The following is a 13392-nucleotide window of genomic DNA, read 5'->3' on the forward strand; positions in this document are numbered from 1 at the left end:
TTCCCGGCTCGCGGGTTCGGCCGGGGACGACTGTCGGTGCCGTCGGGGAGGATGACGACGTGAGAGCGGTGCTCGGCACCCACGCCCGCAGCGTGGGCGACGTGGTGGACCGACTCGCGTCCGGACCCGGGCGCGAGGACCGGCTGCGCCACCTCGAGGTGCTCCCCGCGCGCGCGGCCCGGCACGCCGACTGGCCCGCTTGGGCGGCACCCGACGTGGTCGCGGCCTTCCAGTCGCGCGGTGTCACCCGGCCGTGGGAGCACCAGATCGTGGCCGCCGACGCCGCCCACCACGGCCAGCACGTGGTGCTCGCCACCGGCACGGCCTCCGGCAAGAGCCTCGCCTACCAGCTACCGGCGCTCTCCGCGGTCCGCACCTCCCGGGGGTCCCGGGGCCAGCGGGGCGCCACCGTCCTCTACCTGGCCCCGACCAAGGCGCTCGCTCAGGACCAGCTCGCCGGGCTGTCCGCCCTCGGGCTCGACCTGCGGGTCACCACCCACGACGGCGACAGTGGCCGCGAGCAGCGCGACTGGGCGCGCGACCACGCCGAGTACGTCTTGACCAACCCCGACATGCTGCACCGGTCGCTGCTGCCCGGGCACAGCCGCTGGGCGGCGTTCCTGGGCTCCCTGCAGTACGTCGTCGTCGACGAGTGCCACCACTACCGCGGGGTCTTCGGGGCACACGTCGCCCACGTCCTGCGGCGCCTGCGCCGGGTGTGCGCGATGTACGGCGCCACGCCGACGTTCGTGCTCGCCTCGGCCACGGTGGCCGAGCCCGAGGCAGCCGCGGCCCGCCTCACCGGCCTCGACGTCCTCGCGGTGACCGGCGACACCTCGCCCCGGGGCGAGGTGTCCCTGGTGCTCTGGGAGCCGCCGTTCACCTCTTACACGGGCGAGAACGCCGCGCCGGTGCGCCGCGCGGCCTCCTCGGAGGCCGCCGACCTCCTCGCCGACCTGGTGGCCGAGGACATCCGCACGCTCGCGTTCATCCGCTCCAGGCGCGGGGCCGAACAGGTCGCGATGACCGCCGCGGAGCTGCTGGCCGAGGTCGACCCCGACCTGCCCGGCCGGGTTGCGTCGTACCGCGGTGGCTACCTTCCCGAGGAGCGGCGGGCGATCGAGGAGTCACTGCGCAGCGGCGAGCTGATCGGGCTCGCCGCGACCAACGCGCTCGAGCTCGGCATCGACATCAGCGGGCTGGACGCGGTCGTGATGGCCGGCTTCCCCGGCACCCGTGCCGCGCTCTGGCAGCAGGTCGGTCGAGCCGGACGAGGGGCGCAGGACGCCCTGGGCATCCTGGTCGCCCGGGACGACCCGCTCGACACCTACCTCGTCACCCACCCCGACGCCTTGCTCGGCCGGCCCGTCGAGGCGACCGTGTTCGATCCGTCCAACCCCTACGTCCTCGGGCCGCACCTGTGCGCGGCAGCCCACGAGGCGCCGCTGACCGAGGCCGACCTGCCGCTGTTCGGCCCGACCGCACGCGAGGTCCTCGATGCCCTCACCGAGGGTGGGCTGCTCCGCCGACGGCCGCGAGGCTGGTTCTGGACCGACCGGCGGCGTGCGAGCGACCTCGCCGACATCCGCTCGACGGGCGGCTCCGCCGTCCAGCTGGTCGAGGCCGGCACCGGCCGGGTGATCGGCACCGTCGACGCGTCGAGCGCCCACGCCACCGCCCACCCCGGCGCGGTCTACGTGCACCGCGGCGAGACCTGGTTGGTGCACTCGCTCGACCTCGAGGACCACGTCGCGGTCATCGAGCGTGCCGAGCCCGACTACTCGACGACCGCCCGGGAGGTCACCGAGATCTCCATCGTCGGCGAGCGTGAGCACGCCGCCTGGGGTGACTGCCGCCTGTCCTTCGGTGACGTGGACGTCACCCACCAGGTCGTGTCCTTCCTCAAGCGCCGCCAGCCCGGGGGCGACGTTCTCGGCGAGGAGCCGCTCGACCTGCCCGAGCGGTCGCTGCGCACCGCCGCCGTGTGGTGGACCGTCCCCGAGCACGCCCTCACCGAGGCCGGACTCGGCGGCCGAGACCTCCCCGGAGCCGCACATGCGGCCGAGCACTGCTCCATCGGGCTGCTCCCACTGTTCGCCACCTGCGACCGCTGGGACATCGGTGGGGTGTCCACGGCCGTCCACGCCGACACCGGCCAGCTCACCGTGTTCGTCTACGACGGCCACCCCGGTGGTGCCGGCTTCGCCGAGCGCGGCTTCCGGGCCGCGCGCGAGTGGCTGACCGCGACCCGCGACACGATCCGGTCGTGCACCTGCGAGGAAGGGTGCCCCTCGTGCATCCAGTCGCCCAAGTGCGGCAACCAGAACAACCCCCTGGACAAGGCCGGCGCCGTGGCGCTCCTCGACGTGCTGCTCGGGTGGGCCTAGGGTCCGGGCATGGTGATCATCGGCCTCCTGCTCATCGCGCTCGGCGCGGTCGCGATCGTCGCCGCGATCGGCACGGCCGACGGCACCGGGGTGGAGCTGCTCGGCACCGACGTCAGTGCGGTCGCCCTGTTCTTCATCGGCCTCGGTGCCGGCGTCGCGATCCTCTGGGGCTTCGGCCTCACCAAGTGGGGCACCAAGCGCACCCTGCGGCAGCGGCGGGAGAGCAAGAAGCTCGGCGAGCTGTCCGAGAAGCTCGACGAGCGCGAGGCCCAACGCGATGCCCAACGCGATGACGAGCGCCGTGACGGGCGGGACCGCGACGACCGGTCGAGCTGACCGCGGCGGACCGGCGGACCGGTGGACCGGTGGGCTGGCGGACCGGCGACTCAAGCAGGGCCGGCCCGGGCCCGCGCCGTCAGGTCGGACGCCTGTCCGAGCCACCGCGGCCCGGTGACCTCGACCTCGACGGTCACCTCTCGACCGGTGAACGAGCACCGGGTCAGCCGGGCGTCGTTGGCCGCGGCGGTCCCGGCGCCGGCGGCACACGGGTCGCGCCCCTGACCGAGCGCCGTCGCCGCCGACAGTGCCGCCAGGTCCGCTGCCGACTGGGCCAGGCGATGGGCGTGGACCATCGCCGTCACGACCCCGAGTGCAGCGCCCAGCAGGAGCAGCACCGCCAGGCACGAGATCGCGAACAGGCTGGCCGATCCCCGCGCACCACGCTCACGGCCCATCGCCGGTCTCCTCCCCGGCCGCGACCGCCTGGGCGGAGACCGTGACACCGGGGAGCCTCGAGAAGAGCCCACCGGGGGCGTCCACCCGGCCCACGACGACGGCGGTCACCTCGCCGCCGTCGTCGTGGACGCTGACCCGGCTGCCGGCCGGCGCGACCCGCGACCCCCGCGCGACGGCCTCCCCGACGCTGTCTCCCCGCGCGACGGCCCGGGCGGTCTCGCGCGCCGCGTCGACCGCGCGCACCTGCGCGGCACCCACGGCGAGCAGCCAGACGAGGCCGATCGTGACGGCGACCAGCAGCGGGAGGACCATCGCGAGCTCCGCGGTCGCGGCGCCGCGCTGGGTCCGGCGCCGGATCCGGATCATCCGAGGCCCAGCAGTCCGAGGACGTGGTCGAAGAGGGTCTTGAGCAGCTGGTCGCCGAACCCGCCGGTCAGCAGCTTGAAGAGCAGGCCGGCGAAGCCGGCGCCGGCAGCGGTGCCGACGGCGTACTCGGCCACAGTGCCTTTCAGCCATTACCGCAGGTCAGAGGCCCTGCCCGGGCCTCCAAGCAGTTCCACGTACCCACCCTGGACCCAGAACCGCCAGATCCGGGCGCTCAACACCCGCCAGAGGGTGCCACTGCGGCAGCGCCGCGCGCCACAGTGTGTCAGTACGGAGGCTACTGTGGCCGACTTCAATCCCGGCACATGTCACGGGCATGACCAACAACCCCAGCCGCCGGGAAGGCGCACGAAGCAAGATCAAGGCGACGGTCGACGTCACCGACCCGTCTGTCACCGAGCTCGGCGCGTGGATGTCCTACGACCAGGTCGGGGAACTTCTCGGAGAGACGCGCCACACACTCAACAAGTGGCGCAGGCGTCCGGACGTGAACTTCCCGCCCGCCCTGCGCAAGCCGAACGGCCACCTCATGTTCCGGCGCACCGACGTCGCCGCGTTCATCGCCAGTCTGGACGTGGCCGCGTGAACACCACGAGCCACCTGAACCTCGTTGACGCCGTGCACGTCCGAGTCCGCCCCTCCATCGTGAAGCGCAAGACTCCAGCCGGCGCAACCAAGCACCTGGTCAAGTGGATGGTGGCCAAGGCCGACAAGACTCGCTCGCACGACACCGCCGGCGCGGCCCGGAAGTTCCAGACCGCCCTCGAAGCGGCTGCCGACAGGCGTGAGCGGTTCGACCCGAAGTCCGGCCTGCCCGAGTCGATGCTCCTCACAGAGGCCACCGAGACCATCCTGGACCTCGCCTGCGAGCTCGTGACGAACGAGTGGCCCCGTTGGTCCGGAGGCAACCGCCGCTCCCGCACAGAGGCTCTGGCGGACCTGTGCGCCATCCTCGTCGACGACTCTCGGGGCCGGCCCTCGCGCGAGGTGATGCGTCGGTGGGCGCGAGATCACGAGTTGCCGCCCGAGGGACGCCGCATGGCCGTGGTCGAGGGCAAGACCATCGGCAAGAAGTCGTACACGGTCGCGGAGCAGGAGAAGGCCGCCGACTGGCTGGTCGCTCACTCCCTGCCCGTCTCCGCGCTCGCAGACACACTCCTGGTCGAACGGGCACTCACGACAGCCGCCACGTCACCGAGCGGGGTCCCGTTCGGCCCGGACAGCGTCCAGCGGTCCCGTTCGTCGCTCTCGAAGCTGTGCCAACTCGCGGTCGCCAAGAAGCTCCTGGCCACCAACCCCGTCCGAGACACCAAGCGGCACGTCGACGACGAGTCCGACGAGGTCGACCCGTCGCTCGTTCCGGACGCGCGGGAGTCCCGGGCGCTCGTCGAGGCCGTCTGCCAGGTGTCCGAGAACGCCAGGAAGCAGTACCGGGGCTACCTGACGGTGCTACGGACGACCGGGATGCGTCCCTCCGAGGCATCCGGCATGTACTACAACTCCGACGTCGTCCTCCCCGAGACCGGGTGGGGTCGGGTCACTCTCCGCAAACCCCTGATTCACCCTGGAGCCCGGTGGACGACAACCGGCGAGACGCACCACGAACTGCGCGACAGGCTCAAAGCACGCAAACCGAAGGCCATCCGCGTAGTCCTGTTGCCGCCGGAGGCGGTGCGGGCTCTTCGGGAACACGTCGAGGTCAACGACGTGAAGCCCGGCGACCGGCTGTTCACGAACAGCAACGGCAAGCCCATCGACCCGTCGTCGATGTCGAAGGTGTGGCGCAAGGCGCGGGTCCGCGCGTTCGAGGACGGCCGGTTCGCAACGCTTCGACCCTACGAACTCCGGCACTCCGCTGCGAGCGTCATGCTTCGGGCTGGAATCCCAGTCACGAGGGTGTCTCAGCAGCTCGGAAACTCTCCCGCAACGGTGATGCGCGTCTACGCGCGGGTGATGAGCACCGACGATCAGCAGTTCATGGACGCAATGGATGTCGCCCTGGGGGAGGACGGTGACCAATGAGGGCTGCGCAGGCCAAGTGCACCCACTCGGCGGTCTGCGTCGTGGCGCCTCTCTCGCGCGCCGCCGCCGCCCGTCGAGCGAACGCCCATGCTTGATGGTCGCCAGCGGCGCGTTTGCCACCAGACTCAGAACTAGCCGCCGTCACGACGAGTCAGGGTGGACCAGCGGAGGTGCGGCGGGTGGGGCCCCCGAAGCCCGCCGCCGCACACCGGCCTGGTCCAGCGCGCGCCGCACCGCAGTCTGCGTCCGGTCGGTCAGCTCTGCGAGCTCGCGCAACGACAGGCCGTCCTCGACGTAGCCCTTCGCGACGAACTCGAGAAGCTCCGCCCTCTGCTCCGGTGATTGACGGGTGCCGCCGGTGCCAACGAACTGCGGAAGCGGCTCCTTCGACGGCCTCGACGGGTAGGGCATGCCCCAGTACCTACCCCGCCGCAGGCTCGCCACTCCCCCGCGGCCGCGAGTCCCGTCAGCGTGACCGGTCGACCGCCAGCACGTGCGGTCACGTCGAGCAGTGCGCGACCGGACCGGACACCGCCCATGCTCGTTTCTCGAATGTGCCCGTCCGTGTTCCCGGCACGGTCTTGGTCGTGACCGAGAGAGACGAACGAACGCTCCGTGAAGCAGGACTCGATAGTGCGATTGCCCAGAACGTGACCGGGCTCGACCTTGACACCCGCATCTGCGACCTCGAGCCCGAGGTGTGGGCGATGCTGAACGCGACGTGGCATATCAGCCCTACGGAGGACGTGCCACCGGGCCCCTGGGTGTGGCGGCGAGTTCACCCTGACGCGTCCAGTGACATGGGCGGTGAGGCACTCGTTGCGGAGGACTCGACGTGGGTCGCGTGGTCGGAGGGCGGGCATGGGCTGATCGAGACGGTGAACCCTGCGACGAAGGCGCTTCTCGCGGACGCGTGGCGGCTCACCCCGGCGACGTTCCGCGACCACGATCACGACGCCGAGATGGCGGTCGACGACGCGCTGGAGGACCCGACACCGGAGAATCAGCGTGCCGCGGTGTTCGCTGTCGCGACGTTGCAACGCCGGTATGAGCACGTGCTCCGCCGGCTCGACGGCGACGGGGAAGTCCCGCCTTACCCGGTCCACCGGCACAACGCAGCGGACACACCCGCCGACTGTCTCCACGCCGTGCTTCACCAGCTCTCAGCGAAGCTCGACGACCGGGCGGAGAGCCTCGCCCACGGACTCACCGCCGCACGGGCACTCGAGTCGCAGCGGAATGACGCGCGTCGGCTTGCGACCGTGTTGTGGGAGCTGTTGCCGGCCGAGCAGCGCGCGGGCGTGGACCCGGACGAGTACCTGTGGACACCGGCCGCGGTACGGCTGGAGGCGGTGCCGAGCGACGAACACGCGACGTACGTCGACCTCCTGCGCCGTGCCCTGGACGACGAGTCCCTGTTGGGCCTCGTGCGCCACACCTACAACCTGACACGTGAGGAGATCGTGGAGATTCTCGAAGATGAAGGAGCTGGTGAAGGTGCGGTGAGCGACGAGCGCCGGTTGCCGCTCGAACCGCACCGGGGGGACGCCGAGGGGAACCTGTGGGCCTTCGTCGAGGTCGACGACTTCGACCCGCCTTGGTTGTACCCGGGAGCGGTCGTGCGTGCCGGCATCGGTGACGGGTTCGGCCCGGTGACAGTGCTGCGGACGGAGCTGTTCGAGACGCCGACGGGCCGTACGACCGTTCTGGTGACGGTGAAGTCGCCGTGGAACGTCTGAGGAGCGGCGTCGCACGCGGACCTGCCGCGGTGCAGGCCTTGCTGGATGTGTACCTGCATGACGCGGCCGGTGTTGCCGCGAAGGTCAGGGAGTGGGGCAACCGGATGCTGCAGCCGGAGGAGTACCGGCTGCTGAAGCAACCCCGCGACTTCGCGTGGACCCAGTTCCAGGCAGGGTTGCGTGCGCACGGCCGGAAGGTGGAGTTTGACGACCTGTGGGCCGACCTGGCCGCCCTCGATGGTGGACATCCACCCGGTCCCGTGTGTGACGCCGTCTGCGTCCAGCTGCTGGTCCCCTCCGTCGGCCAGGGCCCGTTCACCCGGTCGGACCTCGACACCTTGATGGCCCCGTGGCGGGCCGGCGTCGAGGGGTGCGCCAGGTCGCGTGTGTTCTTCGCGGTCTCGGTGCATCCACCGTTCGACCAGGACTTCTGGCCGACCGTGGACGCTGTGATGGAGGGGGAGCGGTGAGCACGCGCGAGCAGCGGCAGCACTGGCGGCTGCGGGCCCAGTGGCTGACACAGCTCGGCCTGACTGACGACGAGCCGGCCCCGGCCGAGGCGGTCGAGGAGGTCGCGTACGCGTGCCTGTCGCTGCTCGAAGAGGTGCGGCGACTGGAGTTGGAGCGGGCGGAAGCTCGTGCTCTTGCCTGGTTCGACCATCACCGTTGGGCTGAGCGCTGGTGGTTCCGGGTCGCCGGGTGTACGTACGACGGTGACGAGGAGGATCTGCCTGAGTGGCTGCGGTCGTCGGTGAAGCCGCCCGCGCAGGACTGGTGGCCGCGCTGAGATTCACCCGATCGGGGGACAGTGGTCGTTCAGCGGCCGCACACGGTACGTGGGGAGGCCGGAACCCCCACCTACCGCCGGTCTCAACTAGGAGACCCCATGAACATCACCGACCGCGTCACCGAGATCCGCACCCGCCTCAACGCAGCCGGGCCAGCCCCGCGGGGCAACGGCGAGGCCGGCTACGTCGTCAAGCCCGATGGCTCCGCGGAGGAGCACTGGAAGGTGATGCGGGAGGTCTACGGACCCGTCCGCGTCACTGTTGACCTCCTCGCGCACTTGCCGGCCGACCTCGAGTGGCTCCTCGACCACCTCGAGGCGATGGAGGCCCGGGCAGTGGCCGCGGAGGTCCGGCTCGAACGCGAGAAGGTCCGCGCGAATCTCATGAGGGCACACTGCCAGGCCGCATGGGACCACTACTGCGGTCGCGGTTGCTGCCAGTCTCGCGTCCGCGACGCCATGGAAGCCGCGCAGGTCGAGCCCGACCGTCCGATCCGGCAGCCCCGGATCCGCGCGACACCGCCGGCCGGTTTCGACACCCGAGCCTCACTCCTCATGGACGACGAGTAGGGCCCGGCCAGGTCGACGCGCTCATCCGGGAGGTCCTCGGCCACCAGCCCGAGCCCCTGCGGCTCCGCCACCAGCTGCCCGCCACCCTGCCGAACGTCCACCAGGTCATGGACACCACCGGCCCGAACGTCGCGAGCGGACGGGCTCTTCTGCCCGGCTCCAAACCGAATGACCGTGACCGTCTCGCCGGCAGAGTCCTGCCTCCATGCTTCCTACCCCGTGAAACGAGCGCCCGTGTCCAGCAGGGTCACCTACCGTGTCGAGCTGCCCGACGGGTCCGCGCGCATGCTGTGCGACCCTGACTGCGCCGAGAGGTACATCACGGCGACCGGGACGTCCGACCAGCTTCTGAAGACCGACCCGCGGAACTTGAACACCTGCCACGCGCACTGCGCGTGGTGCGGGGTGCTGGTCGCGATCCCGGTGAGCGTGTGCGTCATGTGCGGCGACGAGGAGTGCCCCGAGTTCGGGCCACTCATGACGGTGCGCGCGATGATCGCGGTCAGACGCCTCACCGAACGCGCGCGCCGCCCGCTGCCGGCTCGAGCGTTCAAGTACCTCGAGGACGCGGCGGGCGGGTTCTGGCTCATCGGGCTCGAGGGAACTGCCGAACAACTTGTCGACCAGGTGTGGGACCTGCGCTCGGACTGGCTCTGGGCGGCCGGGTGACCGACTTCTTCACCCGCATCGGCGTCGACGGGTCCCCTACTGCGTTGGAGACGCTGTGGTTCGACAACCGCCGCCGGCGTGTGAGGCCCGGGGCCGGCACGCTCGTCGGACCGGTGTACGACAGCATCGACGATCTCCTAACGGTGTGCCGTCAAGTCCGGTTCACGTGGCCGGCCGACCTGGTGGAGGAGTGGCGCCGGCTCGTGCACGACGGGATGACCCCGCAACGAGCCCGGGACGCGGTCGTCCTGATCCATGCCAGCCCGGGGGAGATGGATGCCCCCTGCCGGCGACAGACCGGCAGGGGGATGACTTGGTGGTTCGGAGCGCCGTGTCCGAGATGAACTCCTGCTCGGCGCAATGACGGCAGCCGGCGCCACGGTTCCTGTAGATGACGAGCTGGGCTCCGGCGAGGCCAGTACGGAGTCGCGGGAGAGCACGAGGGGCGCTGCTTGGGCCAGCGCGTACCGGGCTCCGTCGAGGTGCCGCTTGACGCGGTCGTGTCGAGGCGGTGGACCTGTCGGCGACTGACCTCGGTCTATGCGACGCTCGAGACGTAGATGAGCTGGTCGATGGTGTGCTGCTGCCAGCTGGGTGCCGCTGGAGGGCTTGGGGTACGACGTTTGGGCGGTGCGGGCGGTGCGGGCGGTGCGGGCGGTGCGGGCGGTGCGGGCGGTGCGGGCGGTGCGGGCGGTGCGGGCGGTGCGGGCGGTGCGGGCGGTGCGGGCGGTGCGGGCGGTGCGGGCGGCCGCCGCGTCCGCCGGCTGCGAAGGCTCACAAGGCCGCCGTGAGCGGAACGAGGCGACGTCGTCAGACCTCTCTGAAAGAAGGTCTAGACCAACTTGTAGTTCTGTATGCTCAACTAACCCGAACGCGCGTCCGAGCGCGTTCGGGGGGAATCGTCGGTGCCGACCTCTAGCATCCCGATTCAACAGCAGCCGTCAGAGAGGTCTACGCGCATGACCACCGTCGAGAACATCACGGCATCGGTCGCCGAGGCGAGCGATGACGCGCGCGATTGGGGCATCGTCCGGAACGACGCGGTCGATGACCAGTTCAGCGCCGACATCAGGGAGATCCGGCAGGCGGAGCTGGCCGCGGAACGCAACGCGTCTACGCTGCGCATCTTCTGATGCTCTCAGCGCACATCATCTGACCCGGCAAGACCGTGCCGTCACTCCTCGACTGGACGCCTGACGACCAGCCCGCAGTCATCGTCGACGTCCGAACGCCAGGCATCTGGGAAGGCTTGGTAAAGACCTACTCCAGCGGCACCGGAGCCATAGCCCTCGGTCGCGTCTTCGACATCGCCAAGGAGCACGGTGTCATCCACGTCCTGATCGAGCGCAGGTACATCGACGCGGACTGGCGTAGCGAGCACTCGCACTTCTACACGACCAAGTTCGAGCGCTACCCCTCGGTGTGCCACAGGCTGCACTTCTTCGCGGCCGAAGTCCCACCTGACCTCACCGACCTGAGCAGCGTGGCTAGCGCCTACCGCGGTTACACGGTGCTGCGGCCACTGGCGTCATCACCGGTTGGTCGGACCATGATCGCGCCGCCGCTCAGCATGGGAGCCGAAGCGACCGTGTGCCTGGCGACCGAGACTGTTGACGTCCTCGGCTGGCCGATGTCGATCACCGCGATGCCGTTCATCAGCCAGGATGCGCAGTTCATGCGCTGCGCCCACGCTGACATCTGGATGGTCTCGCTCCAGGCGCATCTACGGATGGGCGCCCCTCGTTGGTTGCCCGCCGACGTACACAAGGCCTCGCTCGGCGGCGTGATCGGAGGTCGGCAGATGCCCTCCGAAGGACTCACTCTGCAGCAGATGCTGGGTGCTCTCACCACACTGGGGTTCTCGCCCGCGGCCACCGCACTGCCCGCCGACCCCGTCACGAGCTTCAAGGCGGAGTGGAGGTCGCTGTACGCGATCGTGTGCCGCTACATCAACAGCAACATCCCACCGATCGTCGTAGGAGAGGGCCACGTCTGGGTGGCCGTCGGGTACAACCGCGAGCCCTCGGATGGGCACACGAGGCTCACCTTGTACCGGCACGATGACGTGCTCGGGCCCTACGTGCGCGTCGAGGACCCCTTCAACGAGCCCCGAACGGAGCACACCTGGACCCAGTTGGTCCTCCCGCTGCCGCCGAAGATCTACCTCTCCGGCGAGCGAGCGGAGGCAAGCGGACGCTGGTGGTTCAACCAATGGATCGCAGGAGCGCCGGCGGACGACCCGGTCCGAGAGGCGCACGAAGCCGACGAACTCTCCTTCGTCACGTACGGGCTCCGGGCCAGGGACTTCAAGCACGCGCTGGTGCGGCGGCCGAGCATGGATCCCACCTTGGCCCGCGCCTACCGTCTCGCGCTCTGGCCCAAGAGCCTTTGGGTGGTTGAGGCCCAGGACCGGCGCCTTCGAGACGCTGGTCGTCCGTGCGTGCTGGGAGAGGTCATCCTGGACCCGACCTCGAGCCACCTGGACCCGCGGTCCGTGGACGACCACGGCATCCTCGCGGTACACCGCCCGGGCCGGTTCATCTCCCACGGTCCTGACCACGGGTCTCGCCAAGAGCTCAACCTCGACCCGGCAGCCTACGAATCGGGCCTGCGGGTCGACCCTCGCGCCATCTGACGCCGCCCGAAGCAGCCCGGCGATCGGCTGGCGTCACCCCCGTAAGGGCGTCGGAGCCGGCCGGCAATCGGTCCACTAGGCGCTCGTCAGCTGATTGACGGCACGCACCCTGCGTCCTAGGACCGCGCGGCGCGTCAGAAGCATGAACCGAAGGTGCTGGTTGTAGAACAGCCCGGCCCGAAACGTCACCGGGCCGCGGCGCGTCTCTAGTGGCATCTCGAGGGTCTCCTCATGCACCTGGTCCGTCAGCGCAGCCATCGTTGTCAGAGCGGTGCTGCCGGCGGTCAGGACGTGGTCGCCGAAGAAGGTGGTCACGTTGCCGTAGCGCTCGGCGAAGGAAGTCGAGGTCGAGCACTGGTCAGGGAAGACCTTGAGTGCGCGGCCGCCCTGGGTCGTATACCGCCCAAAGGCCACCAAGGCCACCGGGTGGCGGCTGGTCTCGGCGTACCGGCGCAATGCAGCATGGCTCGAGGCGCCGTAGCGCCCGGCGACGGCCAGCGGACCACCCAGGCCAGGCACGTAGGCGTCGACCTCGTCGGTGAACCGGTCGAGGCCGAAGAGCACTTCGGCGGCGAAGGCGTTTGCCTCCTGCTCGAGCAGTCGACGGGTGCGCGGGCTCAACGTCGTGCGGTCGTCGACGAAGTAGGCATCCTCATGCCAGGGCAGGGCGTGATGACCGATCTCATGCGCTTGGGTGAACCGGCGACGAGTCGGGTTCAGGGAATCGTCGACGAAGAGGACCTTCTCCTTGATCGCCATCGCGCCAAGGATGCGACCACTGAACTTCTTGGCCAACATCCGTATACGGGGCGGAAGGTCCTGCTCGCCCAGTGCGAACAGGCTTTCCTTGTGCAGTCCTACTGCGGCGACGACGTCCTCCACCGGAACCGGTGCGACGTCGAGTGCGCCCGCGGCGGCCAGGGCGCCTCGGGCGTAACGGCGCACGTCCTCGATGCTAGCGATCTGCAGACCGGTCATGAGTCGTTCTCGCGTCTCTCTCGGCGCTGCCGCATGAAGGCGACGTACTCAGTGAGCTCTCGGCGCTCTTCCTCGTTCAACTCCTCCAACGCCCTCAGTGGCAGCCCGGCCAGCAGGGGCTCATGGGCGGCGTCCGTGCGCTGGACCGGGGCAGGTGTGCGGTGACCGGCGCGTTCCAGGAGGTCTCGGTAGTCGAGTCCGTAGATCTCGGCCAAGTGGTAGAGCACGTTGGGCGATGGGGACTTGATCGCGTTGTTCTCGATCTGGCTGAGGTAGCCATTTGTCACGGCCCTGTTGGTCTTGGATTCGACGTCGCGCAGCGTCATGTGCATTGCCCGGCGTGCGTTCTTCAGGTGCTCACCCAGCGCACGCCCATCGGCGGAGGTGGCTTGAGATTCGTCGCGAGGGGGCGGAGTCATGTGCCCACCATACGCTTTGTACACAAAGCAAGGTAGAGGCGACCAAGCACCTGTGCTACGCTGCTCA

General features: G+C 69.9%; 18 protein-coding genes. 12 read left to right on the top strand and 6 right to left on the bottom strand.

Going from position 1 to position 13392, the window contains the following annotated elements; all coding sequences use genetic code 11:
• Positions 1-59: 59 nt before the first annotated feature.
• Both AC3ANS_RS21485 and AC3ANS_RS21490 read left to right on the top strand, forming a co-directional pair.
• Positions 60-2387, top strand: a complete 2328-nt coding sequence (locus tag AC3ANS_RS21485) for a DEAD/DEAH box helicase (protein ID WP_488293608.1) — start codon at positions 60-62, stop codon at positions 2385-2387.
• 9 nt (positions 2388-2396) lie between these two features.
• A complete protein-coding gene (locus tag AC3ANS_RS21490; protein WP_488293609.1) occupies positions 2397-2723 on the top strand; it encodes a hypothetical protein in 327 nt (108 codons plus the stop codon).
• 50 nt (positions 2724-2773) lie between these two features.
• Here the strand turns inward: AC3ANS_RS21490 and AC3ANS_RS21495 are convergent, their stop codons facing one another.
• The 3 genes from AC3ANS_RS21495 to AC3ANS_RS21505 are packed head-to-tail and all read right to left on the bottom strand — an operon-like array spanning position 2774 to position 3622.
• Complete coding sequence (locus AC3ANS_RS21495) at positions 2774-3121, bottom strand: Rv3654c family TadE-like protein (RefSeq protein WP_488293610.1); 348 nt, start codon at positions 3119-3121, stop codon at positions 2774-2776.
• Positions 3111-3488 (bottom strand): TadE family type IV pilus minor pilin, encoded by a 378-nt coding sequence (locus AC3ANS_RS21500; protein ID WP_488293611.1) that lies wholly within the window; start codon positions 3486-3488, stop codon positions 3111-3113. Before AC3ANS_RS21500 ends, AC3ANS_RS21495 begins: the two co-directional genes overlap by 11 nt.
• Positions 3485-3622 (bottom strand): DUF4244 domain-containing protein, encoded by a 138-nt coding sequence (locus AC3ANS_RS21505; protein ID WP_488293612.1) that lies wholly within the window; start codon positions 3620-3622, stop codon positions 3485-3487. Before AC3ANS_RS21505 ends, AC3ANS_RS21500 begins: the two co-directional genes overlap by 4 nt.
• Positions 3623-3822: 200 nt before the next feature.
• Between AC3ANS_RS21505 and AC3ANS_RS21510 the strand changes: the two genes are divergently transcribed.
• Both AC3ANS_RS21510 and AC3ANS_RS21515 read left to right on the top strand, forming a co-directional pair.
• A complete protein-coding gene (locus AC3ANS_RS21510; protein ID WP_488293613.1) occupies positions 3823-4092 on the top strand; it encodes a helix-turn-helix domain-containing protein in 270 nt (89 codons plus the stop codon).
• Positions 4089-5528, top strand: a complete 1440-nt coding sequence (locus AC3ANS_RS21515) for a tyrosine-type recombinase/integrase (RefSeq protein ID WP_488293614.1) — start codon at positions 4089-4091, stop codon at positions 5526-5528. Before AC3ANS_RS21510 ends, AC3ANS_RS21515 begins: the two co-directional genes overlap by 4 nt.
• A 141-nt stretch (positions 5529-5669) precedes the next feature.
• Here AC3ANS_RS21515 and AC3ANS_RS21520 read toward each other — a convergent pair whose 3' ends face one another.
• Positions 5670-5939 (bottom strand): helix-turn-helix domain-containing protein, encoded by a 270-nt coding sequence (locus tag AC3ANS_RS21520; RefSeq protein ID WP_488293615.1) that lies wholly within the window; start codon positions 5937-5939, stop codon positions 5670-5672.
• A gap of 176 nt (positions 5940-6115) precedes the next feature.
• Between AC3ANS_RS21520 and AC3ANS_RS21525 the strand changes: the two genes are divergently transcribed.
• The 8 genes from AC3ANS_RS21525 (at position 6116) to AC3ANS_RS21560 (ending at position 11928) form a co-directional block, all read left to right on the top strand.
• The gene (locus AC3ANS_RS21525; protein WP_488293616.1) at positions 6116-7267 is read left to right on the top strand and encodes a hypothetical protein; all 1152 of its coding nucleotides are present in this window, start codon (positions 6116-6118) and stop codon (positions 7265-7267) included.
• The gene (locus AC3ANS_RS21530; RefSeq protein WP_488293617.1) at positions 7255-7737 is read left to right on the top strand and encodes a hypothetical protein; all 483 of its coding nucleotides are present in this window, start codon (positions 7255-7257) and stop codon (positions 7735-7737) included. Before AC3ANS_RS21525 ends, AC3ANS_RS21530 begins: the two co-directional genes overlap by 13 nt.
• Complete coding sequence (locus AC3ANS_RS21535) at positions 7734-8054, top strand: hypothetical protein (protein WP_488293618.1); 321 nt, start codon at positions 7734-7736, stop codon at positions 8052-8054. Before AC3ANS_RS21530 ends, AC3ANS_RS21535 begins: the two co-directional genes overlap by 4 nt.
• Positions 8055-8153: 99 nt before the next feature.
• Positions 8154-8624: a hypothetical protein gene (locus AC3ANS_RS21540; protein WP_488293619.1), complete on the top strand. Its 471-nt coding sequence runs from the start codon at positions 8154-8156 to the stop codon at positions 8622-8624.
• A gap of 234 nt (positions 8625-8858) precedes the next feature.
• The gene (locus tag AC3ANS_RS21545; protein WP_488293620.1) at positions 8859-9293 is read left to right on the top strand and encodes a hypothetical protein; all 435 of its coding nucleotides are present in this window, start codon (positions 8859-8861) and stop codon (positions 9291-9293) included.
• Complete coding sequence (locus AC3ANS_RS21550) at positions 9290-9637, top strand: hypothetical protein (protein ID WP_488293621.1); 348 nt, start codon at positions 9290-9292, stop codon at positions 9635-9637. Before AC3ANS_RS21545 ends, AC3ANS_RS21550 begins: the two co-directional genes overlap by 4 nt.
• Before the next feature lie 615 nt (positions 9638-10252).
• Positions 10253-10426: a hypothetical protein gene (locus AC3ANS_RS21555; protein ID WP_488293622.1), complete on the top strand. Its 174-nt coding sequence runs from the start codon at positions 10253-10255 to the stop codon at positions 10424-10426.
• A 35-nt stretch (positions 10427-10461) separates the two neighbouring features.
• Complete coding sequence (locus AC3ANS_RS21560; RefSeq protein WP_488293623.1) at positions 10462-11928, top strand: hypothetical protein; 1467 nt, start codon at positions 10462-10464, stop codon at positions 11926-11928.
• Between the two features lie 75 nt (positions 11929-12003).
• On the opposite strand, the gene AC3ANS_RS21565 is transcribed toward AC3ANS_RS21560, so the two are convergent.
• Entirely contained in the window at positions 12004-12906 is a 903-nt protein-coding gene (locus AC3ANS_RS21565; protein WP_488293624.1) for an ImmA/IrrE family metallo-endopeptidase, read from the bottom strand.
• Entirely contained in the window at positions 12903-13325 is a 423-nt protein-coding gene (locus AC3ANS_RS21570) for a helix-turn-helix domain-containing protein (protein ID WP_488293625.1), read from the bottom strand. Before AC3ANS_RS21570 ends, AC3ANS_RS21565 begins: the two co-directional genes overlap by 4 nt.
• Between the last annotated feature and the right edge of the window lie 67 nt (positions 13326-13392).

The sequence above is a fragment of the Nocardia sp. 149-1B genome, from assembly GCF_057747975.1.